The sequence below is a fragment of the Streptomyces sp. NBC_00568 genome (genome assembly GCF_026341855.1).
Taxonomy (GTDB): domain Bacteria; phylum Actinomycetota; class Actinomycetes; order Streptomycetales; family Streptomycetaceae; genus Streptomyces.
Genome location: NZ_JAPENW010000001.1, coordinates 6,347,064 through 6,369,471, shown reverse-complemented (window position 1 = coordinate 6,369,471; position 22,408 = coordinate 6,347,064). Strand labels below are relative to the sequence as shown.

The 22,408-nt window shown below is 70.7% G+C and carries 22 protein-coding genes; 17 read left to right on the top strand and 5 right to left on the bottom strand.

Annotation, left to right across the window (positions count from 1 at the left end):
• Positions 1 to 67 precede the first annotated feature (67 nt).
• Positions 68 to 925, top strand: coding sequence for a helix-turn-helix transcriptional regulator (locus OOK38_RS27745; RefSeq protein WP_266756064.1), 858 nt, complete (start codon positions 68 to 70; stop codon positions 923 to 925).
• A gap of 12 nt (positions 926 to 937) precedes the next feature.
• Entirely contained in the window at positions 938 to 1,162 is a 225-nt protein-coding gene (locus OOK38_RS27740; RefSeq protein ID WP_266756066.1) for a DUF397 domain-containing protein, read from the top strand.
• Between the two features lie 49 nt (positions 1,163 to 1,211).
• Here the strand turns inward: OOK38_RS27740 and OOK38_RS27735 are convergent, their stop codons facing one another.
• Positions 1,212 to 2,336, bottom strand: coding sequence for an 8-amino-7-oxononanoate synthase (locus OOK38_RS27735; RefSeq protein WP_266756068.1), 1,125 nt, complete (start codon positions 2,334 to 2,336; stop codon positions 1,212 to 1,214).
• Positions 2,337 to 2,507: 171 nt separating this feature from the next.
• Between OOK38_RS27735 and bioB the strand changes: the two genes are divergently transcribed.
• From bioB to OOK38_RS27715, 4 genes are all read left to right on the top strand, one after another.
• Entirely contained in the window at positions 2,508 to 3,740 is a 1,233-nt protein-coding gene (gene bioB, locus OOK38_RS27730; protein ID WP_266756069.1) for a biotin synthase BioB, read from the top strand.
• Positions 3,733 to 5,013 (top strand): adenosylmethionine--8-amino-7-oxononanoate transaminase, encoded by a 1,281-nt coding sequence (locus OOK38_RS27725; protein WP_266756071.1) that lies wholly within the window; start codon positions 3,733 to 3,735, stop codon positions 5,011 to 5,013. Before bioB ends, OOK38_RS27725 begins: the two co-directional genes overlap by 8 nt.
• Before the next feature lies 1 nt (position 5,014).
• On the top strand, positions 5,015 to 5,731 hold the full coding sequence (gene bioD, locus OOK38_RS27720) for a dethiobiotin synthase (protein WP_266756072.1): 717 nt from the start codon (positions 5,015 to 5,017) through the stop codon (positions 5,729 to 5,731).
• Positions 5,732 to 5,968: 237 nt separating this feature from the next.
• Positions 5,969 to 6,649, top strand: coding sequence for a class I SAM-dependent methyltransferase (locus OOK38_RS27715; protein ID WP_266765579.1), 681 nt, complete (start codon positions 5,969 to 5,971; stop codon positions 6,647 to 6,649).
• Positions 6,650 to 6,688: 39 nt separating this feature from the next.
• Here the strand turns inward: OOK38_RS27715 and OOK38_RS27710 are convergent, their stop codons facing one another.
• A complete protein-coding gene (locus tag OOK38_RS27710; protein WP_266756074.1) occupies positions 6,689 to 7,063 on the bottom strand; it encodes a fic family toxin-antitoxin system, toxin component in 375 nt (124 codons plus the stop codon).
• Positions 7,064 to 7,067: 4 nt separating this feature from the next.
• A complete protein-coding gene (locus OOK38_RS27705) occupies positions 7,068 to 7,307 on the bottom strand; it encodes a toxin-antitoxin system antitoxin component (RefSeq protein WP_028800409.1) in 240 nt (79 codons plus the stop codon).
• Positions 7,308 to 7,524: 217 nt separating this feature from the next.
• Here OOK38_RS27705 and OOK38_RS27700 point away from each other — a divergent pair, with 217 nt between their 5' ends.
• The 7 genes from OOK38_RS27700 (at position 7,525) to OOK38_RS27670 (ending at position 16,162) form a co-directional block, all read left to right on the top strand.
• Positions 7,525 to 8,487 carry an ABC transporter ATP-binding protein gene (locus OOK38_RS27700; RefSeq protein WP_266756079.1) on the top strand — a complete coding sequence of 321 codons (963 nt, stop codon included), beginning with the start codon at positions 7,525 to 7,527 and terminating at the stop codon, positions 8,485 to 8,487.
• Positions 8,488 to 8,494: 7 nt separating this feature from the next.
• A complete protein-coding gene (locus OOK38_RS27695; RefSeq protein WP_266756080.1) occupies positions 8,495 to 11,062 on the top strand; it encodes an ABC transporter permease in 2,568 nt (855 codons plus the stop codon).
• Positions 11,063 to 11,119: 57 nt separating this feature from the next.
• A complete protein-coding gene (locus OOK38_RS27690) occupies positions 11,120 to 12,046 on the top strand; it encodes an LLM class F420-dependent oxidoreductase (protein ID WP_266756082.1) in 927 nt (308 codons plus the stop codon).
• Positions 12,047 to 12,102: 56 nt separating this feature from the next.
• Complete coding sequence (locus tag OOK38_RS27685) at positions 12,103 to 12,528, top strand: GNAT family N-acetyltransferase (protein ID WP_266756084.1); 426 nt, start codon at positions 12,103 to 12,105, stop codon at positions 12,526 to 12,528.
• 204 nt (positions 12,529 to 12,732) lie between these two features.
• Positions 12,733 to 14,058, top strand: coding sequence for a hemolysin family protein (locus OOK38_RS27680; protein ID WP_266756085.1), 1,326 nt, complete (start codon positions 12,733 to 12,735; stop codon positions 14,056 to 14,058).
• Entirely contained in the window at positions 14,055 to 15,068 is a 1,014-nt protein-coding gene (locus tag OOK38_RS27675) for a hemolysin family protein (RefSeq protein WP_266756086.1), read from the top strand. The genes OOK38_RS27680 and OOK38_RS27675 overlap by 4 nt, the downstream gene beginning before the upstream one ends.
• A gap of 296 nt (positions 15,069 to 15,364) precedes the next feature.
• A complete protein-coding gene (locus OOK38_RS27670) occupies positions 15,365 to 16,162 on the top strand; it encodes an SGNH/GDSL hydrolase family protein (RefSeq protein ID WP_266756088.1) in 798 nt (265 codons plus the stop codon).
• A gap of 757 nt (positions 16,163 to 16,919) precedes the next feature.
• On the opposite strand, the gene OOK38_RS27665 is transcribed toward OOK38_RS27670, so the two are convergent.
• Positions 16,920 to 18,080: a BN159_2729 family protein gene (locus OOK38_RS27665; RefSeq protein WP_266756090.1), complete on the bottom strand. Its 1,161-nt coding sequence runs from the start codon at positions 18,078 to 18,080 to the stop codon at positions 16,920 to 16,922.
• Positions 18,077 to 18,658, bottom strand: a complete 582-nt coding sequence (locus OOK38_RS27660) for an RNA polymerase sigma factor (protein ID WP_266756092.1) — start codon at positions 18,656 to 18,658, stop codon at positions 18,077 to 18,079. The genes OOK38_RS27665 and OOK38_RS27660 overlap by 4 nt, the downstream gene beginning before the upstream one ends.
• 415 nt (positions 18,659 to 19,073) lie before the next feature.
• Between OOK38_RS27660 and OOK38_RS27655 the strand changes: the two genes are divergently transcribed.
• The 4 genes from OOK38_RS27655 (at position 19,074) to mug (ending at position 22,408) form a co-directional block, all read left to right on the top strand.
• Positions 19,074 to 19,550 carry a transcriptional regulator gene (locus OOK38_RS27655; RefSeq protein ID WP_266756094.1) on the top strand — a complete coding sequence of 159 codons (477 nt, stop codon included), beginning with the start codon at positions 19,074 to 19,076 and terminating at the stop codon, positions 19,548 to 19,550.
• Positions 19,551 to 19,646: 96 nt separating this feature from the next.
• Entirely contained in the window at positions 19,647 to 20,132 is a 486-nt protein-coding gene (locus OOK38_RS27650; RefSeq protein WP_266756095.1) for a hypothetical protein, read from the top strand.
• A 288-nt stretch (positions 20,133 to 20,420) separates the two neighbouring features.
• Positions 20,421 to 21,863, top strand: coding sequence for an adenylosuccinate lyase (gene purB / locus OOK38_RS27645; RefSeq protein WP_266756097.1), 1,443 nt, complete (start codon positions 20,421 to 20,423; stop codon positions 21,861 to 21,863).
• Entirely contained in the window at positions 21,860 to 22,408 is a 549-nt protein-coding gene (mug, locus tag OOK38_RS27640) for a G/U mismatch-specific DNA glycosylase (RefSeq protein ID WP_266765580.1), read from the top strand. The genes purB and mug overlap by 4 nt, the downstream gene beginning before the upstream one ends.

Sequence of the window (22,408 nt, the reverse complement as noted above, 5' to 3'; positions counted from 1 at the left end):
TCGATGCGGTGAACTCTGCGTCGGCAGAGCGTATTCGGGCGACTTGGAGGGAGTAAGGAGAACGGCCATGCAGCACGGTCCCGCGGTGCGCCGCCGCAAGCTCGGCGCCGAACTGCGCGCGCTGCGCGCGGGCTCGGGCCTCACGAGCGGTGAGGCGGCCCGCCTGCTCGGCTGGCACCAGTCGAAGGTGAGCCGCATCGAGACCGGCACCAGCGGGGTGAAACCGGCCGATGTGGAACGCCTGTTGGACGCGTACGGCGTCGAGGATCCGGAACTGCGCCAGCTCCTCGTCGTGTTGGCGGGGTCCGAGGGCAACGGCCGTCATCACTGGTGGCACGCGTATCGCGGGGTGCTCCCGCCCGCGTACCGCGACTTCATCAGTCTGGAGTCGGGGGCCAGCGGCATGCGCACCCTGGAGACCTCCGTCGTACCCGGGCTGCTGCAGACGCCGGACTACGCCCGCGCGGTGACGCGGGCCGCCGTGGACGGACTGGAGGAGAACAAGCTCGACGCCCTGGTCGAGGTGCGTCTGGCCCGGCAGGACGTGCTGCGTTCGGACCCGCCGCTGAGGCTGGCCGCGGTGCTGGACGAAGCGGTGTTACGGCGGGAGGTCGGCGGTCCCGAGGTCATGGCACGCCAGCTGTGCCGGCTGCGGGAGGCCGCCATCCTGCCTCAAGTACGGCTCCAGGTACTGCCGTTCGCCGCCGGAGCTCACATCGGAGTCACCGGGCCTTTCGTTATTTTCTCATTTCCGAACACAACTGATCTGGATGTGGTTGTTCTCGACCACTTGACGAGTAGCCTCTACCTCGAGCGGAAAGAAGACCTCCAGGCCTACACCGAGGCCTTCAACGCCCTTCAGTTCCACGCCCTTTCGCCCGAGGACTCGTTGGACTACATCGCCGGGATAGCTGACGGCGCGTAAGGAGGCACCCCCATGTCTGCAATGCCTCGGTACGTACCCTCCAGTACCTCACTGCACGGCGTGCGATGGCTGCGCAGCAGCCGCAGCACGGGAATGAACAACTGCGTCGAGACGGCACGTCCGGTCTCCGGGCCCTGGTCCGGAATGGTCGCGGTGCGCGATTCCAAGAACGCGGCCGGCCCCGCCCTGCTGTTCGCCCCTGGCGTCTGGGAGGGGTTCATCACCGGACTGAGCTGACCCGCACAGCGCACCGGTGCACCGCACCACGGCTCCACGGCTCACCGGCTCACCGGTTCCGGCTGATCACGTCCACCGCGTGCTCGATCTGCTCATCGGTGAGGTCCGCGCGGGCCGTCAGCCGCAGCCGCGAAATACCGTCGGGCACCGACGGGGGACGGAAACAGCCGACGGCGAGGCCCGCCTCGCGGCAGTCGGCCGCCCATCGCACCGCTCGTTCGGGGGACGGTGCCCGCACGGAGACGACGGCGGCGTCCGGTCGTACCGCGGCGAGACCCTCCGCCGTCAGACGGGTGTGCAGTGCCGTGGCCACCTCGCGCGCCCGCGCCGCCCGCCGGGGTTCGCGGCGCAGCAGCCGCAGCGCCGCCAGGGCCGCGCCCGCCGCCGCCGGCGCCAGACCGGTGTCGAAGATGAAGGTGCGCGCCGCGTTGATCAGGTGATCGATGACCGCAGCCGGGCCGAGGACGGCGCCGCCCTGGCTGCCGAGCGACTTGGAGAGCGTGACGGTCACGACGACGTCCGGGTCTCCCGCGAGCCCCGCCGCGTACGCGGCGCCCCTGCCGCCGTCGCCCAGGACACCGAGTCCGTGCGCGTCGTCGACGACCAGTCCGGCGCCGTACTCCCGGCAGGCGAGGGCGAGCCCGGCGAGCGGTGCCGCGTCGCCGTCCACCGAGAAGACCGTGTCGGAGACCATGACGGCGGGTCCCTCATGGGTGCCGAGCGCCTTGCGCACGCCGTCGGGGTCGGCGTGCCCCACGACCTGTGTGGTGCCGCGGGCCAGCCGGCAGCCGTCGATCAGTGAGGCGTGGTTGCCCGCGTCCGAGACGACCAGCGAGCCGTGCGGCGCGAGCGCGGTGACGGCGGCGAGGTTGGCCGCGTATCCGGAGGAGAAGACGAGCGCGGATTCGAAGCCGCAGAAGTCGGCCAGCTCGCGTTCCAGCTCGCCGTGCAGTTCGGTGGTGCCGGTGACGAGCCGGGAGCCCGTCGCGCCGCCGCCCCACGTGCGAGCGGCCCGTGCCGCGCCCTCGGTGACCTCCGGATGGCGGGCGAGCCCGAGGTAGTCGTTGCTCGCGAGATCGAGGAGCGGCGAGTCGGCGGGGCGCGGGCGCAACGTACGCACGAGTCCGGCCCGGCGGCGCGCCTCGGCCTGCTCGTCGATCCAGCCGAACGCCATGTGTCCTCCGGGGCTCGTGGCCAGTGCGGTGGCGGGTGCTTTGTAGGCAGTGCACAGACCCTAGCGGTCGCTCCTTCGGCCCAGGATGTGGCAATACCCACACGTCGAACCATCTCTGTTGTGCAAACTCTCCTTGGCCGAGAGCGGTCGCATGGTCCAGGATCGGACCTCATGGACCTGCTGAACACGCTGGTGGACAAGGGGCTTCGGCGCGAGCTGCCGACCCGCGACGAGGCGCTGGCCGTACTGGCCACCTCCGACGACGACGTGCTCGACGTGGTGGCCGCGGCCGGCAAGGTACGCCGGCACTGGTTCGGCCGACGGGTGAAACTGAACTATCTCGTCAACCTCAAGTCGGGCCTGTGCCCGGAGGACTGCTCTTACTGCTCGCAGCGCCTCGGCTCGAAGGCGGGCATTCTCAAGTACACCTGGCTCAAGCCCGACGAGGCCTCCCGGGCCGCGGCGGCCGGGCTCGCCGGGGGCGCCAAGCGGGTCTGTCTGGTGGCCAGCGGGCGCGGCCCGACGGACCGTGACGTGGACCGGGTCTCCGACACGATCAAGGCGATCAAGGACCAGAACGAGAACGTCGAGGTGTGCGCCTGCCTCGGCCTGCTCTCCGACGGCCAGGCCGAACGGCTGCGCGAGGCGGGCGCGGACGCCTACAACCACAACCTGAACACGTCCGAGGGGACGTACGGGGAGATCACGACCACCCACACGTACGCCGACCGGGTCGACACGGTCCAGAAGGCGCACGCCGCGGGGCTGTCCGCCTGCTCGGGTCTGATCGCGGGCATGGGTGAGTCGGACGAGGACCTCGTGGACGTCGTGTACGCGCTGCGCGAGCTCGACCCTGACTCCGTTCCGGTGAACTTCCTGATCCCCTTCGAGGGCACCCCGCTCGCCAAGGAGTGGAACCTCACCCCGCAGCGCTGTCTGCGCATCCTTGCCATGGTCCGGTTCGTCTGCCCGGACGTCGAGGTCCGCATCGCCGGCGGCCGCGAGGTGCATCTGCGCACCCTCCAGCCGCTCGCCCTGAACCTCGCCAACTCGATCTTCCTCGGTGACTACCTCACCAGCGAGGGCCAGGCGGGCCAGGCCGACCTGGAGATGATCGCGGACGCCGGCTTCGAGGTGGAGAACGCGGGCGAGGTGACGCTGCCGGAGCACCGGGCGTCGGTGGCCGGCGGCTGCGGATCGCACGCGGAAGCCGGATGCGGATCGCACGACAGCGCCGGGTGCGGGTCGCAGACGGAGTCCGGCTGCGGGTCCCACGCGGACGGCGGGGTGTGCGGTTCCGCGGCTGCGGTTCCGGCATCGGCGGCGGCGCCCGCCGAGGCCCGCACGGACCTTGTCTCCGTGCGCCGCCGCGGCGCCGGGACGGACCTCGCGCCCAATGCCTGACCTGTCCGTACGGGAACTGCTCGACCTCGACCGGCGGCACGTCTGGCATCCGTACGGGCCGATGCCCGGCCGCCAGGAGCCGCTGGTCGTGGAGTCGGCGAGCGGGGTCCGGCTGCGCCTGGCCGAAGGTGGCGGCGAGCTGATCGACGGCATGTCGTCCTGGTGGTCGGCGATCCACGGCTACAACCACCCGGTCCTGAACGACGCGGCTCGCGGCCAGCTGGAGCGCATGAGCCACGTGATGTTCGGCGGGCTCACCCACGAGCCCGCCGTACGGCTGGCGAAACTACTGGTCGACATCACTCCGGAGGGGCTGGAGCACGTCTTCCTCGCCGATTCCGGTTCGGTCTCCGTCGAGGTCGCCGTCAAGATGTGCCTCCAGCACTGGCGCTCGCTCGGCCGGCCGGGCAAGCAGCGGCTGCTGACCTGGCGCGGCGGCTATCACGGGGACACCTGGCAGCCCATGTCGGTGTGCGACCCCGAGGGCGGGATGCACGAGCTGTGGCAGGGCGTGCTCCAGCGTCAGGTGTTCGCCGAGGCGCCGCCGACCGGCTACGAGGAGGCGTACGCCGACCGGCTGCGCGAGCTGATCGGGCGGCACGCCGACGAGCTCGCCGCCGTCATCGTGGAACCGGTGGTGCAGGGCGCGGGCGGGATGCGTTTCCACTCCCCCGAATATCTGCGGGTGCTGCGCGAGGCGTGCGACGCGCACGACGTGCTGCTGGTCTTCGACGAGATCGCCACCGGCTTCGGCCGTACGGGTGAGCTGTTCGCGGCGGACCACGCGGGAGTCACCCCGGACGTGATGTGCGTCGGCAAGGCGTTGACCGGCGGCTATCTGACGATGGCGGCGACGCTGTGCACCTCGCGGGTGGCCGACGGCATCTCGCGCGGCGAGGTCCCGGTGCTCGCACACGGACCGACCTTCATGGGCAATCCGCTCGCCGCGGCGGTGGCGTGCGCGTCCATCGACCTGCTGCTCGGCCAGGACTGGCGGACCGAGGTGAAGCGGATCGAGACGGGTCTGCGGGACGGCCTCGCGGAGGCGGCGTCCCTGCCGGGTGTCCGGGACGTACGGGTGCTCGGCGCGATCGGGGTCGTCCAGCTCGACCACGAGGTGGACATGAAGGCGGCGACGGCCGCCGCGGTGCGCGAGGGCGTGTGGCTGCGGCCGTTCCGCGACCTCGTCTACACGATGCCGCCGTACGTCACGGGCGACACGGATCTGGCACGGATCGCCCGCGCGGTGTGCGCGGCGGCGCGGGAGGGTTGAGATGCCGGTACTGGTGATCACGGGGACGGGCACGGAGGTCGGCAAGACGGTCGTGACAGCCGCCGTCGCCGCCACGGCTCTCGCGGCAGGGCGGTCCGTGGCCGTCCTGAAACCCGCGCAGACCGGTGTACGTCCGCACGAGCGCGGCGACGCCGACGAGGTGGCCCGGCTCGCGGGTGCCGTCACGACGCTCGAACTGGGCCGTTATCCGGAGCCGTTGGCGCCCTCGACGGCCGCCCGGCGGGCCGGCCTCGCGCCGGTGTCTCCGCAGGTGACCGCGGAGGCCGCGGCCAAGCTGGCCACCGAGCACGATCTGGTGCTGGTCGAGGGCGCCGGTGGCCTGCTCGTCCGGTTCGACGACGAGGACGGGACGCTGGCGGACGCGGCTGGGCTGCTCGACGCACCCGTGCTGGTCGTCGCTTCCGCGGGGTTGGGCACGCTCAACACGACGGAGTTGACGGCCCGTGAACTGCGGCGCCGGCAGCTGGACTTCGCGGGCGTGGTGATCGGCAGCTGGCCGGACTCCCCCGATCTGGCGATGCGGTGCAATCTCGCGGACCTCCCGGCGGTGTCCGGGGGGCCCCTGCTGGGCGCGGTACCGGCGGGCGCGGGGGCCCGTTCGCCCGCCGAGTTCCGTACGGGGGCGCCGAGTTGGCTGGACCATCGGTTGGGCGGACGCTGGAACGCCGACGCCTTCGCCGCGGCGCACAGGATCTGACGGGCACCTCGCTCCCGCGACACGGCGGGAGCGAGGAGCCTCGTCTCCGCACCCCGGCGTACCCGGACATGGACACCAGGGCGACACGGCCTGCCGTCCACGCGCGCATCGGCGTCGGCGCCCCTTCCCGTGGCCCCTCCATGAAGAGGGCACCGGCATGCCCCGCGCGTGCGCCGGGCCTCCTGAGGGGAGAATCCCGGTAAGACCCGTCCTCCCGGGAGGTCCGTCATGCCGTTCATGTCGCTCCGGCCGGCCGGCTCCGGCAAGGTCTCTCCGGAGGCCGTGCACCATCCGGTGTTCGCCCGCTACTACGCCCGCGTCAGTGTCGCCGCCGAGACCCGGATGGGTATGGGCCGGGTACGCGACCGGCTGCTCACCGGGCTGTCGGGGCGGGTCATCGAGATCGGCGCGGGCAACGGCCTGAACTTCGCGCACTATCCGGGCACCGTCGCGGAAGTCGTCGCCATCGAACCCGAGCGGCTGCTCCGGCGGTTGGCCGTGGAGGCGGCGCTGCGCAGCGAGGTGCCGGTCGATGTGGCACCGGGTGCCGCGGAGGCCCTGCCGGTCAAGAGCGAGGCGTACGACGCCGCCGTGCTCTCCCTGGTGCTGTGCAGCGTGCGGGACGTGCCGAGGGCGCTCGCCGAGGTGCGGCGGGTGCTGCGCCCCGGCGGCACGGTGCGGTTCTTCGAGCACGGCAGGGGCGGCGGGCGGGTGATGGCGTCCGCCCAGCGGGGCCTGGACCGCACGGTGTGGCCGCGGCTGAACGGCGGCTGCCATCTGTCCCGCGACCCGATCGCCGCCCTGCGTGCGGCGGGCTTCGAACTGGGCCCCTACCGGCGGCTGCTGATGCCCGAGAAGGGGCCGCGCCTGCCCACCTCGTACTGCGTCCTGGGCACGGCCCGCCGACCGCTCGGCTAGGGGCCGTCGTTCGGATCGGGCCGCGGGGCACGGACGGTGTCACAGGCTCCAGCGGCGCAGTTCGTTCGTGATGTCGTGCACCGTGGCCTCGCCGCTCTTCACGAGGCGGGCCAGCTCCCGCACCTGTTCGGGTGAGGTGACGACCTTCAGGCCGCTGGCGACGAGATAGGCGTACGCGACGGCCGAGGCGAACATCGCGTTGGAGCGTTCGAGTGCCGGGACGTGCAGCAGGAGCTGGAGCAGCGCGGCGGCGCGGGCGTGCGGGCTGTCGTAGACGGGGATGCCGAAGATCTCCGCTTCGTGCCGGCTGACCGCGGCGACGAGGGCACCCCAGTCGGTGACCTGGGGATCTCCGGGCGTTTTCTGTTCGGCGATCATGAGGAGCCAGGCAAGATCGACTCTGAGACTGCTCAAGGGATCAACGACGACCTTCGCGGGTGCCTTCACGGTCCGCGCCGAATTCCTCGGCGAAGACGGACTCGTACTGCTTCATGAAGTCCGCGGCGGCCTCCACGAAGGTGTGGCCCACTTCCCCGGTGTCCTGCCGGACGAGTTCTTCGATGTAGCGGTTCACGCTCATCCCCCGTTCCAGGGCTCGCTCCCGGGCGGCCCGTGCTGTGCCCTCGTCCACCCGGACGTTCAGCTGAGTCTTCGCCATCCTTCGAAGCTAGCGCGGAATCACTAGCACCGGCAAGAGGGCCGCCCGGACCGGGGGGTGGAGAACTCCGGTGGAGAGTGCCCCTTACATCGGTATCAGGGCCACACCCTGGGGCGGAGACCATCCGGCACTCAGGGGGGATACCGAGTGTGCCTCCGATCACACTACGCTCAGGCGCGGACGAGGAGTCCGGAGATCCATCACAGAGGAGGCGGTCTTGTCCACAGCTGCTGCCGAGCATCTTCCCGGCCGCGCGGAAGGGGACGGGATCGCCGCCCGCGCCCGCGGCCTGACCAAGGCATATGGTTCCGGCGAGACCGCGGTCCTGGCCCTCGACTCGGTCGACGTGGACATCGCGCGCGGCCGGTTCACCGCCGTCATGGGCCCCTCGGGCTCCGGAAAGTCCACCCTCATGCACTGCCTGGCGGGCCTCGACACCGTCTCGGCCGGACAGGTGTGGCTGGGCGACACCGAGATCACCGGGCTGAAGGACCGCGAACTGACCCGGCTGCGACGGGACCGGATCGGCTTCATGTTCCAGTCGTTCAACCTGATCCCCACACTGAACGCGGCGGAGAACATCACGCTGCCCATGGACATCGCGGGCCAGAAGCCCGACCAGCAGTGGCTGGACCAGGTCATCGACACCCTCGGGCTGCGCGACCGGCTGAAGCACCGGCCCGCCCAGCTGTCCGGCGGGCAGCAGCAGCGCGTCGCCTGCGCGCGGGCGCTCGCCTCCCGGCCCGAGCTGATCTTCGCGGACGAGCCGACCGGCAACCTGGACTCCCGCGCGGGCCTCGAAGTCCTCGGCTTCCTGCGCGAGGCCGTCGACGAGCTGGGCCAGACCGTCGTCATGGTCACGCACGATCCCGGCGCGGCCGCCCACTCCGACCTGGTCCTCTTCCTCGCGGACGGGCGCATCGTGGACGAGATGGAGCGTCCCACCGCGGAGGCCGTGCTGGAGCGGATGAAGCGTTTCGACACCATCCGGGTGACCTACGACGGCGGGCGCGGCGCGGCCGGTGACCCCGTTCCCGACGGGGACTCCGACGGCAGCGCCCGCGTCGGCGACACGGGTGGAACGGCTCCCGTCACCGGCAAGGGCGACGCCGCCCCCGGCAGCTCCGGCGAGGCCGCTCCCGACAGCGGCTCCGGCGACGTAACCCTCGACAAGGACTGAGGCGGTCGTGCTCAAGGCGACATTGCGAAGCTTTTTCGCGCACAAGGGCCGGCTGCTGCTCTCGGCACTGGCCATCGTGCTGTCCGTGGCCTTCGTCGCGGGCAGTCTCATCTTCTCGGACACGGTGACGCGCACGTTCGACCGGCTCTTCGCCTCCACCTCGGCCGATGTGACCGTGGAGCCGAAGAACGACCTGAACTCGCAGCTTCCGACCGGCGCCACGGAGACGGTGCCGGCCTCGCTCGCGGACCGGATCGCCAAGGTCGACGGAGTCGCCGCCACCCATGTGGACGCGTCGGTGGAGAACGCCCCGGTCGTCGACAGCGAGAACAAGTCGGTCGGACCGACGACAGGCGCTCCCACCATCGTCACCAACTGGGAGATCACGGAACGCAGTCCGGTGAAGCTGACCTCCGGACACGAGCCGAAGGGCGACGGAGAGGCACTGCTCGACGCCGACACCGCCGACAAGAAGCACCTCGGTATCGGTGACACCCTGACGGTGCAGGCACAGCCCGGCTCGTTCCAGGTGCGGATCGTCGGGATCGCCACCTTCACCACCACCAACCCCGGTGCCGCGCTGATCTTCCTGGACACCCCGACCGCGCAGACCAAGCTGCTGGGCGGCCCCGACGTCGCCACGAGCATCTCCGTGGACGCCGCGCCGGGTGTCGGCGACGAGCTGCTCAAGCAGCGCATCGCCGCCGAACTCGACACCAAGACGTACGACTTGAAGACCGCCGATGAGCAGGCCGAGTCGGCCGCCGCCCAACTCGGCGGATTCCTCGACGTCATCAAGTACGTGATGCTCGGCTTCGCGGGGATCGCCGTGCTCGTCGGGATATTCCTCATCGTCAACACCTTCTCCATGCTGATCGCCCAGCGCACCCGGGAGCTCGGCCTGTTGCGCGCCCTCGGCGCCGACCGCCGTCAGGTGCGCCGGTCGGTGCTCACCGAGGCACTGCTCCTCGGCCTGGTCGGTTCGACCCTCGGCCTCGCGGCGGGGATCGGGCTGGCGATCGGGCTGATCAAGCTGATGAGCACGTTCGGCATGAACCTCAAGTCCACCGAGATGGTGATCGGTTGGGGAACTCCTGTGGCGGCGTACGTCGTCGGGGTCGGCGTCACCTATGTCGCGGCGTATCTCCCGGCCAGGCGCGCGGCGGGCGTCTCCCCCATGGCGGCACTCGCGGACGCCGAGGTCGCGGGTGTGGGCAGGTCGTTGCGGGTACGGGCCGTGGTGGGCGGTGTCGTCGGGGCGGCCGGGGCCGCGGCACTCGCCGGATGCGCGGCCTCGTCGAAGACATCGACGTCCGCCTCCCTGCTCGGACTCGGTGTCGTCCTGACGCTGATCGCGACGGTGATCGCGGGGCCTTTGCTCGTCCGGCCGGTGATCCGGGTGCTGGGAGGCGCCTTCCCGGCGATCTTCGGCCCGGTGGGCCGGATGAGTCAGCGCAACGCGCTGCGCAATCCGCGGCGCACGGGCGCCACCGCCGCCGCGCTCATGGTGGGACTCGCCCTGGTCGGCGGCATGTCCGTGGCCAGCGCGTCCATGAGCAAATCCTTCGACGACCAGATCGACAAGACGCTCGGCGCCGACTTCGTGATCCAGAACGACAACTTCGTCCCGTTCTCCAAGGAGCTCACGGACAAGGTCCGCGCCACCGAGGGCGTCGGGCTCGTCGTCCGCCAGCGGTTCACTCCGGTCGCGGTGCGGCTGCCGGACGGCAAGAGGATCGAGACGGCCGCCTCCGCCTACGACGAGCGGCTCGACGACGTCGCCCACATCACGTACGCGCAGGGCGACACGGCGGCGGCGCTCGGCGAGGGTCGCATCGCCATGGACGCGGAGTTCGCGAAGGACCACGACGTGCGGGTCGGCAGCACGATCCCCGTCGAGTTCCCCGCCGGCCGCAAGACCGAGCTGACGGTGGGCGCGCTCACCGACCAGGACGGCAGCGACGGGTTCGGGATGCAGGGCGGGCTCGTCATCGGCTTCGGCACGATCGAGAAGTTCGTGCCCGGCGGTCAGGACTCCGCGCTCTACGTGAACGCGGCCTCGGGCACCACCCCGGACCAGCTGCGCCCCCGCCTGGAGAAGACCCTCGAGCCCTACCCACAGGTGCAGGTCCGCGACCAGGCCGACTACAAGAAGCTCATCCACGACCAGATCGCCGTGCTGCTCTACCTCGTGTACGCGCTGCTCGGGCTGGCGATCGTCATCGCGGTGCTCGGCGTGGTCAACACCCTCGCGCTGTCCGTCGTGGAGCGCACCCGCGAGATCGGGCTGCTGCGCGCCATCGGGCTCGGCCGGCGCCAGCTGCGCCGGATGATCCGGCTGGAGTCGGTGGTGATCGCCGTGTTCGGCGCCGTCCTCGGACTGGCGCTGGGAATCATCTGGGGCGTCTGTGTCCAGCAGGTGCTCGCGCTGCAGGGCATGAAGGCGCTCGCGATCCCCTGGACGACGATCGTCGCGGTCGTGGTCGGTTCGGCCGTCGTCGGCATCGTCGCGGCGCTGCTCCCGGCACTGCGTGCGTCGCGCATGAACGTGCTCGACGCCATCGCGCACGAGTGACCGGCTCGCCCCGGTCCACCCGGACCGGGGCAGGTCCCCGACAGGGAGGGAACGTTCATGTCACGCCCGTTCCGTTTCGGTGTCAGCCTGCTCACCCCGGCGTCCGCCGCCGAGTGGCGCGCCAAGTGCCGCCGCGCCGAGGAGCTCGGCTACGACGTGATCACCGTGGCGGACCATCTGGGCATGCCCGCCCCGTTCCCCTCGCTGGTCGCCGCCGCCGAGGCGACCGAGCGGCCGCGGCTGGGCACGTTCGTGCTCAACGCGGCCTTCTGGAACCCCACCCTGCTGGCCCGTGAGGTGGCCACCACGAACGCGCTGACGGGCGGCCGTCTCGAACTCGGCCTCGGCACCGGATACGTACCGGCGGAGCACGAGACGGCGGGTCTGCCCTGGGGCACCGCGCGCGAGCGCGTCGACCGTCTTCGGCACACGGTCGAGGAGTTGGGGCGGATCCTCGGTCCCCTCGGCTCCGGTCTGGTCCCACACGTGCCGCCTCGGCCCGGCAGTGAGGCTTCCGGGCCTCCGACCGCACCGGAGCCGCGGGTGCCGCTGCTGATCGGAGCCAACGGCGACCGGATGCTCCGTATCGCCGCGGAGCACGCCGACATCGTGTCGTTCACGGGTGCGCGCACCCGGCAGGACGGCACCCTGGAGCCGATCACGGCCGGCGAACTCGACGAACGCGTCGCGCTCTACCGGAAGGCGGCCGCCTCCCGCGAGGAACCCGCCGAGCTCAACCTGCTGATCCAGATCGTCGGCGTCACCGAGGACCGTGGCACCGCCATCAGGCCGTGGCTGCCCCGGATCCCTCATCTGACCGAGCCGCAGGTCCTGGATCTGCCGGTCGTCCTGGTGGGCACGGTCGAGCAGATCGTCGAGCAGGTGCGGGCCCGGCGCGAGCGCTTCGGATTCTCGTATCTGACCGTGCTGGAGCCGAACCTCGAGGCCTTCGCTCCCGTGGTCCGTGAGCTGCGCGGCCGCTGACCGTCCGCATGATGGAATACGGGGCCCGCGCCCGGCCTCCGTGATGGGATCGGCCCATGACCGACTTGCGGATACGGGCCGCGCGGCCCGAGGACCTCGATGCCGTGCTCGCCTTCTGGAAGGTGGCCGCCGAGGGCACGAGCATCAGTGACGACCGGAACGGCGTGGAGCGGCTGGTCGCCCGCGACCCCGAGGCCCTGCTCCTGGCGGAGCGCGACGGCGAGCTGGTCGGCACCGTGATCGCCGGCTTCGACGGCTGGCGCTGCCATCTGTACCGGCTGGCCGTTCATCCCGGACGGCGGCGCCTCGGCATCGGCTCGGCCCTGCTCGCCGCCGCGGAGGAACGTTTCGTACGGCTCGGAGGGCGGCGCGGGGACGCCATGGTGCTGCGCAAGAACGAAATCGCCCACCATGCCTGGCGGGCCGCCGGGTATGCGCCCGAGGAGCACTGGCGGCGCTGGGTGAAGCCGCTCACCGACTAGAGGCTCCGCAGCGCCGGGCGGAGGCCGCCAAGGAGGCCCCTTTGCCCGTCCTTTACCCTTGGTGGACCATCGGTCCTCCAACGAAAGGTGTGAGCGTCCGCCCATGGGCGAGCCTCCCAGTAGCCGGAGCCGTGTTCCCCACGGCTGCCCCGGACATCGCGCGATCCCCCCGTCCCTGGCCGATCATGGAACGGAGGTGACCCGATGACGGAAGTGTTCCTGCTGCTGGTGGCGGTTCTGCTGTCGCTGGCCTGCGGCGGCTTCGTGGCGGCGGAGTTCTCGCTGACCACGGTCGAGCGCAGCGAGCTGGAGCGTGCCGTGGAGCGCGGCGAGCGAGGCGCCTCGGGCGCCCTCAAAGCCGTACGGAACCTCACCTTCCAGCTGTCCGGCGCCCAGCTGGGCATCACCGTGACGAACCTGGTCGTCGGCATGCTGTCCGAGTCCTCGATCGCCAAACTGATCGCGGGTCCCCTGGAGGCGGTCGGCGTCCCGGCCTCCGCCTCGCGCTCGGTGGCCCTGGTCATCGGTACGGCGCTCTCGACGATCTTCCTGATGGTCGTCGGTGAACTGGTCCCCAAGAACTGGGCGATCTCCTCACCCTTGGCCGTGGCCAAGCGGGTGGCCACTCCGCAGCGCTGGTTCAGCGCCGCGTTCCGGCCGTTCATCGCGCATCTCAACAACACGGCGAACCACGTCGTACGCCGCTTCGGCCTCGAGCCCGCCGAGGAGCTGGCCTCCGCCCGAGGTCCCCAGGAACTGGTGGCGCTCGCCCGTCACTCCGCCAAGGAGGGCGCGCTGGAGGCGGACACCGCCGAGCTGTTCGTGCGCACCCTCAACCTCGCCGACCTGACCGCGGAGAACGTGATGACGCCCCGCGTCCAGGTCATCGCCCTGGACGTCCAGGCGACCTGCGAGGACGTGGCGAACGCGACCCGGGCGACCGGCCTGTCCCGCTTCCCCGTCTACCACGGCAGTCTCGACGAGGTCGTCGGCGTCGCGCACATCAAGGACGTGCTGACCGTGCGGGCCGACAGCAGGACACAGACCGCCGTCTCTCAGATCATGCGTGAGCCGCTGCTCGTACCGGAATCACTGACCGTCGACCGGCTGCTGGACCGGCTCGTCGGCAAGCGCACGATGGCCGTGATCATCGACGAGTACGGCGGTACGGCAGGCGTCGCCACGCTGGAGGACATCGTCGAGGAGGTCGTCGGCGAGGTACGCGACGAGCACGACCCGCACGAGACACCCGACCTCGCCCCGGTCGGCACGGACGACGAGGGCAGAGCGCTGTACTCGGCGGACGGCTCCGCCCGCACCGACCAGCTCGCCCGCGTCGGACTGCGGGTTCCCGACGGGCCGTACGAGACGCTGGCCGGTTTCGTCGCGACCGAGCTCGGCCGCATCCCCGCCGAGGGGGACACCGTCGAGGTCGCCGGGTGGCGGCTCGACGTGGTGGACGCCTCGGGGCGGCGGGCCGCACGCGTGCTGCTGCACGCGCCGCACGACGCCGAGGAGGGCGCGCGATGACCGCCGTACAACTGCTGATCGGGCTCGCCACGCTCGTCGTGAACGCCTTCTTCGTGAGCGCCGAGTTCGCGCTGATCTCGGTGCGCCGCAGCCAGATCGAGCCGCACGCCGAGCGGGGCGACCGGCGGGCGCGAAGCGTGATCTGGGGCCTCGAACACGTCTCGGCGCTGCTCGCGACCGCGCAGCTGGGCATCACGCTGTGCACGCTGGTGCTCGGCATCGTGGCCGAGCCCGCGATCGCGCACCTGCTGGAGCCGGTGTTCCACGCGATGGGCGTCCCCTCCGGTGCGGGCCACGCGGTCTCCTTCGTCATCGCGCTCGCCCTGGCGACGTATCTGCACATGCTGCTCGGCGAGATGGTTCCGAAGAACATCTCCCTCGCGGAACCCGTGCGTACGGCGCTGATACTGGGGCCGCCGCTCGTCGCGCTGTCGCGCGCGCTGCGCCCGGTCATCTTCACGGTCAACGCCTTCGCCAACGGACTGCTGAAGCTGTTGCGGGTCGAGACGAAGGACGAGGTCACGGCGACCTTCTCCGACGACGAACTGGCCCGCCTCGTCCAGGACTCCAGTGCCGCGGGGCTCATCGACCATCGCGCCCAGGAGCGGCTGCACGACGCGCTGGAACTGGGGCGCCGTCCGGTGCACGACGTGGTGCTCCCGGTGGAACGCGTCGTCTACGCACGCGTGGGCGTCACTCCGGAGGAACTGGAGCGGCTGTCGGCCGAGTCGGGCTTCTCCCGCTTCCCGGTCGTCGACGACGGCCGCCGCATCGTCGGATATCTGCACGTCAAGGACGCGCTGGACGCCGTTCCGCGCGAGGTGCCGTTCCGCGTGGAGGACATGCGGCCCATCGCTCGCGTCCGGGAGAGCACCCCGCTGGACGACGTCCTGACGGCGATGCGCCGCAGCCGTACGCATCTCGCGGCGGTCATGGGCAGCGACGGACGGCTCACGGGGCTGGTGACGATGGAGGACGTCCTGAGAGAACTCTTCGGGCAGCCGGCGTAGGAACCGACGGCCGACGACGATCCCGGCTGGGGGGCGGTCCCGGCTGGGCGACCGCTGCCGGGTCGGGGGCGCGCCCGAGCGGGGTTCCCGGGCCGAGATCGCCCGGGCGGGGTCCCCGGGCGGAGGTGGCCGATCGCGGGTCGTCCGGGCGGAGGTCGCCCCTACCCGGGCCGTCCGGACGGAGGTGGGTTTTGTCGCCGCCGCCGGGCGGGGCTGCCCGAAGGACCTGCGGGGTCGACCGGCCCGGGAGCCCGACCGACCGATGAGTATGTGTTCGGGTTACCATCTTTCCCGCCATGCAGACGAATGCCACCTACACCAGCCTTGTCGCGGTCGGCGACTCCTTCACCGAGGGCATGTCGGACCTGTTGCCCGACGGCTCCTACCGCGGATGGGCCGACCTCCTCGCCGGCCGGATGGCCGCCCGGACGCCCGGATTCCGCTACGCCAACCTCGCGGTACGCGGCAAACTGATCGGCCAGATCGTCGCCGAGCAGGTGGACGTGGCCGCCGCCATGCGGCCCGATGTGATCACGTTGGTCGGCGGCCTCAACGACACCCTGCGGCCCAAGGTCGACATGGGACGTGTCCGCGGTCTCCTCGAGGAGGCCGTGGAGCGGCTCGCCCCCGCCTGCGAGCGGCTCGTCCTGATGCGCAGCCCCGGCCGCAACGGTCCGGTGCTCGAACGCTTCCGGCCCCGCATGGAGGAGCTCTTCACCGTCGTCGACGAGCTCGCGAAGCGGCACGACGCGCTGGTCGTCGACCTCTACGGAGCCCCCTCGCTGGCCGACCCGCGCATGTGGGACGTGGACCGGCTGCACCTGTCCGCCGAGGGGCACCGCCGGGTCGCGGAGGCCGTCTGGCAGACCCTCGGGTACGAGGCGGAGGACGCGGAGTGGCACACCCCGATGGCGCCCACGGCACCGCCCGGCTGGGTCGCCCGCCGCGGCGCCGACGCCCGCTTCGCCCAGCGGCATCTGCTGCCGTGGATCGGGCGACGGCTGACGGGGCGCTCGTCCGGTGACGGACTTCCGGCGAAACGGCCGGAGCTGCTTCCCTACGAGGGTCCGGTCACGGGTGGGCACGGCGGCTGAGGCCGTGATCCACCGGGGGGACTCCAGGAATCCCGGGTCACGTCCGTGTGCCGGGGAGGCTGAACGCGGTGGCCACGAGGGCTGAAGGGGGCGCCGATCCGGCGGCTTCCGCCGTGCCCCTCTCTCGAGTGACACGGCGGCCCATGCTCCGCATGAAGAGGACGCTACCGGTTCGCCCCTCGACCGCCACAGGGCGCACGGGGGGCGCTTGACAGCGCGGGAGTGCTGTTGATGCGCTCACTCACGCGCCCCGGAACTACGGCCGGGCCCGGCAGCGTGTGCCGGACCCGGCCGACGGCCCCTCCAGCTTTGCGGAGCATGGAGAGGAGCCGTCTCGCCACCCTGGAGTGGATGACAAGTAACAGGCCAGCCGGGAAACCCAGCCGGGATCAACATCAAAGCACTCATGCGTGGGCCTGAGAAGTACGCCCCTGACCACCGCCGAAGGAACTCCCAGTAACGGCTCGCGGGCGTGGCCGGGGCAAAAGCGTGTGCGTACCTTTTCGCACCGTCACGCCATCGGTGGACGGATCAGGGCCGATGTGCCCCATCGGCGCCCCCGCGGCGAGCCACCGGGAGGGTGGGAAACCAGCCACATCGAGCAGCCGCGCCTACTGCAGATCAGGCATGTTCTGGGCCAGGTGCAGTACACAACCCCGGAACCGCAGTGGACACATGGCCTCGGGTCGCCTCGTGCAGAGGTGCGGGGCACCACGGGTGAGAAACAGCCAGCCGAAGCGGTGGCGCCCGGTGGTCGTCACGCACTGTCGCCGGCCATTCCGTCGGTGGGGAGTTCGGAGGGGGGCGGGGTGGCCGTCAGCGGGCCGTGCGCCATGACGATCGAAGCCAGCGGATACGGAGGACCGTCCGTTCCCCGCAGGATCAGCAGGGGCATCCCGCGCTCGTCCTGTCGCCGGCCGAGGGACAGCCAGATGCGGTCGACCCGGTCGACCTGCCCCATTCCGAGGTCGTAGATCCGTCCCCAGAGGTAGAAGGGGTCGGCGGCGGCGTCGCTCGCTTCCTGGAGGAGTTCGGGGACACCGTGCGCGGTGAGGTGGACAGCCACTCCGTCCAGAGTGCCCGCTGCCACCTGGGCGTGCCCTGCCGTCCTGGTCCGGACGTTGCGGGGAGCCCCGATCGCGTCGAGCCAGTACTCCCAGTCGGCCAGGCACGTGGCCTTGATGGCCACGGTGACCCGCTCGCCGTCCGCGCTGATCTGCATGGCTTCGAGGCGCGCGAGGTGGTCGGACTGCAGGGCCGCGGCGACGGAGACCGCGCGAGCGGAGGCGCTGCCCCATCCGACGGCGCGCGTCCGCGCGGAGGCCGGCCGGACCCGCGGCACCTCGCCGTCGACGCGTCGGGGCACCGGCGCCGCCCCGTGCTCCACCATGGCCCGTCCGGCGCCGCGGTCGGCGAGGTGCAGCACGATCGCGCCGCGTGCGGCCGGCACCAGAGGCGAGGACGCGGGGGTACGGTCGTGCCGCGGCTCGGGGTCCTCGCCGACGGGCATGAGTCCCTTGCGGTTCGGTGAGGGGACGGAAGCACGCCGACTCTCGAGCCCAGGCCCAGGCCCGGACTCGAGCTCGGGCTCGGGCTCGGGCTCGGGCGCCGGCTCCGGCGCGCGGTCCTCGCCGCCGGGGATCAGCCCCTTGCGGTTCAGGGCGGTGGCGATCCTCATCGCCACCTCACTCGGGTATCCGCAGTCCTCGACGATCGTGTCGACGGCCGCGTGGTAGGCCTCCGGGCAGTTCTGCCACGTCTCGACCTGTGTCCGCAGCCGTTCGAGGACACCGGCACCGCCCACCTCGACCAGCCTCCCCTGCGCTTCCAGTTCGGCGACGAATTCCCGGGCGAACGTGCCGAGTTGCTCGGCGAGATGCGCTTCGACGGCCGTACGGATCCCGGGCACGGTGGTCATGCCGCCACCCCCAGGTACTCGCTGCGCAGCTTGGCCAGAGCCCGGAACTGGAGGGTCTTCACGGCGCCTTCGGTCCGCTCCATCTGGCGCGCCGTCTCGAGCACCGAGAACTCCATCAGGAATCGACGTGTGAGGACTTCGCGTTGCGGCGGCCGCAACTGCTCCAGCGCCTGACGCAACAACTCCTCGTCCAGACCGATCAGTACGGTGTCCTCCGTACTGACGGTGAGGTCCTCGTCGAAACCGAGCATGTCCTCGACGACGAACTCACGCCGCTGCGCGCTCTTGCAATGGTCGATGACCTTGTTCCGGGCGATGGTGATCAGCCACCCGACGAAGCCGACGCCGCGATAGGTAAAAGTGCCGCGTTTCATCCAGGCGTTGAGAAAGGTCTCGCCGGTGATGTCCTCGGCGACCTGCCGATTGCGTACACGGCGCTGTACGTAGGCCAGCACCGCGGGGTGGTGCAGAGCGTAGAGCTCCCCGAACGCGTCCCGGTCGCCCGCGAGTGCGCGGGCGATAAGGGCCGGTTCTCTAGTGTCGAACCGCGGTGTTGCGGCGTTAGCCTCGGCGATCAAGGCCTACTCCGTTCATGAGTGGATGAACTGCGGTGGGCAGGTGCTGCGACGGTCCGCTCCGGCATGGCCGGCCTCGGGCGCCGGATGACCGGGTCGTCGTGTCCGAAGGTTTCGAGGCGTCCCCCGCAGATGCCTCGCAGCTCCGGACGTGGTCGAGCTGATGCCGAGGCGGTGCAAATAGGGTCCCCTCAAAGGGACTTGCATACGTGCGACTAACTCACAGTCATGCAACATATGCAACTTGCGTACACGTACGCAAGTTGCTTCGCCGGTATGACGACGGGACTTTTTGTTGGGAACTGGAGTGCGAGCCGTCCCCCTTGGCCTGGCATGACGCCCAAACAGCCGTTGACCTGCGAAGATGCACGCATGCAAGTCGCGTGCAAGTTGCATACATGCGCGCTACTCTCCGGGCATGCGGAGCATGGAAGAGTCCCCCCACGAGTCCCGCGGTGAGCGACAAGCTCTCGCAAGGAGGGTTGGCGAGTACCTCACGAACGCCGCGACAGCGGCCGGGTACGACGTCCGCCCACGAGCCGGTGGCCGGGCTCAGCTGGCCATCGCGATTGGAGTGAGCCTGACGACGATCAGCAGAACACTCGAAGGCAAGACCCTCCCCCTCCCCTCGCAGCTGACGACATGGGCGTCAGTGCTTGGCCTCGACCAGCGGGAGATGTTGGTCAACAGCGGAATGCTTCCTCCGGAACACGGGCCTCAGCCTGCGGTACGGAGGGTAGCCTCAGTCACACTCACCCCGGAGGAGGCCATGGACGCATGGGGAATCACTGATCTCAGAATCCGCACAATGCTCAGCGGGAACATCGTCCAAGCGATCGAGCTCCAGAAGGACCTCGATGCCGACGACAACCGGGGGGCCACTGCAAGGGGGTAAAAAAACGTGGCGTACAGACTGGCATTCGCGTCCACCGCCAGCTGCACAGCCGGCTGGACATTCGTGGGCGGAGGCGTCTGGCACCATGCATGGGAGTTGGCGGCAGTCGGGGTCGGCCTGTTGACCATGGGAGTGGCAGGGGTGCTCGCAGCCCTGCTCCGTCACACGGTCAACCAGGTCGACGCCCGCACACGGCATGATCTGAGCGTCTTGGTGGAGCACCGAAGACACCTCGAGCTGGACATGCACAAACGCGAGCTGGAGCTGTCCCAGCGAGAGAAAGCCATGGCCCGCAGGGCCACCATCACAGCCATCAGACTCGGCAGCCATGCCCGAGCCCTCGACGAGGCGCGGAACGCGAACACGGCACTCCGCGCCAAGAACTCCTCACTCATGCAGGAGATCGAGGAAGTCAATGACGAGCGCAACCAGCTGATCACGGCCGAGCTCACCCTCGCCCACGACCGGTTCACCTCAAAGACCTACGGGGGCCTGCGCGCTGTGGTCGGCAGCGAGCAGTCCCACCCCGATCCCCACGCGCGGGCGGGCTACGGAAGCCGCCCCCCGCGTTCAGGGTCCTGAGTACGGCGCTGCGGAATCGATCCACCAAGACATCTCCCTACCCAATACGATGAACAACTCTCTTTTACTCAAAGGAAGTTGAGCGTCATTCCGCCGGGACCACCGGCGGCCGGCAGGAGCGACGACGCGGTCTGTGGTGCCCGCCCCCGCGCGGCACCTCCGTCCCGTCCCCGCACCTCTCACGCACACCCCGGTCCGCCGGGGGGTGCCGCTCCGCCCCGACCTGCGCATTCGGGACGCGGCGGGCGTAACAGGACCGGCGCCGGACAGCCGGTAAACTCCACACACGTGACTGCCGCGCCTGCAAAGCCCCGTATCCCCAACGTTCTCGCCGGACGCTACGCCTCCGCCGAACTCGCCACGCTCTGGTCCCCCGAGCAGAAGGTGAAACTTGAGCGTCAGCTCTGGATCGCCGTGCTGCGCGCCCAGAAGGACCTCGGGATCGAGGTGCCGGACGCCGCGATCGCCGACTACGAGCGTGTCCTCGACCAGGTCGACCTCGCCTCCATCGCCGAGCGCGAGAAGGTCACCCGGCACGACGTGAAGGCGCGGATCGAGGAGTTCAACGACCTCGCCGGGCACGAGCACGTGCACAAGGGCATGACCTCCCGCGACCTCACCGAGAACGTCGAGCAGCTGCAGATCCGGCTCTCGCTGGAACTGATGCGCGACCGTACGGTGGCGGTCCTCGCCCGTCTGGGCAAGCTCGCCGGCGAGTACGCCGAGCTGGTCATGGCCGGCCGCTCGCACAACGTCGCCGCACAGGCCACCACCCTGGGCAAGCGTTTCGCGACCGCCGCCGACGAGCTGCTCGTCGCGTACGGCCGTCTCGAGGAGCTGCTCGGCCGCTACCCGCTGCGCGGTATCAAGGGCCCGGTCGGCACGGCGCAGGACATGCTCGACCTGCTGGGCGGGGACGCGGCCAAGCTCGCGGACCTGGAGCAGCGGATCGCCGGGCACCTCGGCTTCTCGCAGGCCTTCACCTCCGTCGGCCAGGTCTACCCGCGCTCCCTCGACTACGACGTCGTGACCGCCCTGGTGCAGCTGGCGGCCGCCCCGTCCTCGACGGCCAAGACGATCCGGCTGATGGCCGGGCACGAGCTGGTCACCGAGGGCTTCAAGCCCGGCCAGGTCGGCTCGTCCGCGATGCCGCACAAGATGAACACCCGCTCCTGCGAGCGCGTCAACGGTCTGATGGTCATCCTGCGCGGCTACGCGTCGATGACCGGCGAGCTGGCCGGCGACCAGTGGAACGAGGGCGACGTGTCGTGCTCGGTCGTGCGCCGCGTCGCGCTGCCGGACGCGTTCTTCGCGCTGGACGGTCTGATGGAGACCTTCCTGACCGTCCTCGACGAGTTCGGCGCCTTCCCGGCCGTCGTCGCCCGCGAGCTGGACCGCTACCTGCCGTTCCTCGCGACGACCAAGGTCCTGATGGGCGCGGTGCGCGCCGGTGTCGGCCGCGAGGTCGCCCACGAGGCGATCAAGGAGAACGCGGTCGCCTCCGCCCTCGCCATGCGTGAGCAGGGCGCCGAGCGCAACGAGCTGCTCGACAAGCTCGCCGCGGACGAGCGGATCCCGCTGGACCGCGCGCAGCTCGACGAGCTGATGGCCGACAAGCTGTCCTTCACGGGCGCCGCCGCCGACCAGGTGGCCGTCGTCGTCGGGCGCGTCGAGGAGATCCTCAAGCAGCACCCCGAGGCCGCCGGCTACACGCCCGGAGCGATCCTCTGACACGGCTCACCCCCGCGGACCTGGAGGCCGCCCGCGACCGGCTCGTGCCGGATGTCGTCGCGGACGGCCTCTCGGTGCTTTTCTGCGGCATCAATCCGGGCCTGATGACGGCGGCCACCGGCCATCACTTCGCCCGGCCCGGCAATCGGTTCTGGCCGGTACTGCATCTCTCCGGGTTCACTGCGCGGCTCATGAAGCCGTCCGAGCAGGACGAGTTGCTCTCCTACGGACTCGGCATCACCAACGTGGTGGCCCGCGCGACCGCGCGGGCCGACGAGCTGAGCGCCGAGGAGTACCGCGAGGGCGGACGACTGCTCGCCGAGAAGGTCGAGCGGCTGCGCCCGAGGTGGCTGGCGGTGGTGGGGGTGACCGCGTACCGGGCGGCCTTCGACGACCGCAAGGCCCGCATCGGCCCTCAGGAGCGGACGATCGGCTCGAGCCGGGTGTGGGTCCTGCCCAACCCCAGCGGGCTCAACGCGCATTGGACGGCGGCGACGATGGCCGAGGAGTACGGCCGCCTGCGGGCGGCGGCGCAGGCTCCGTGA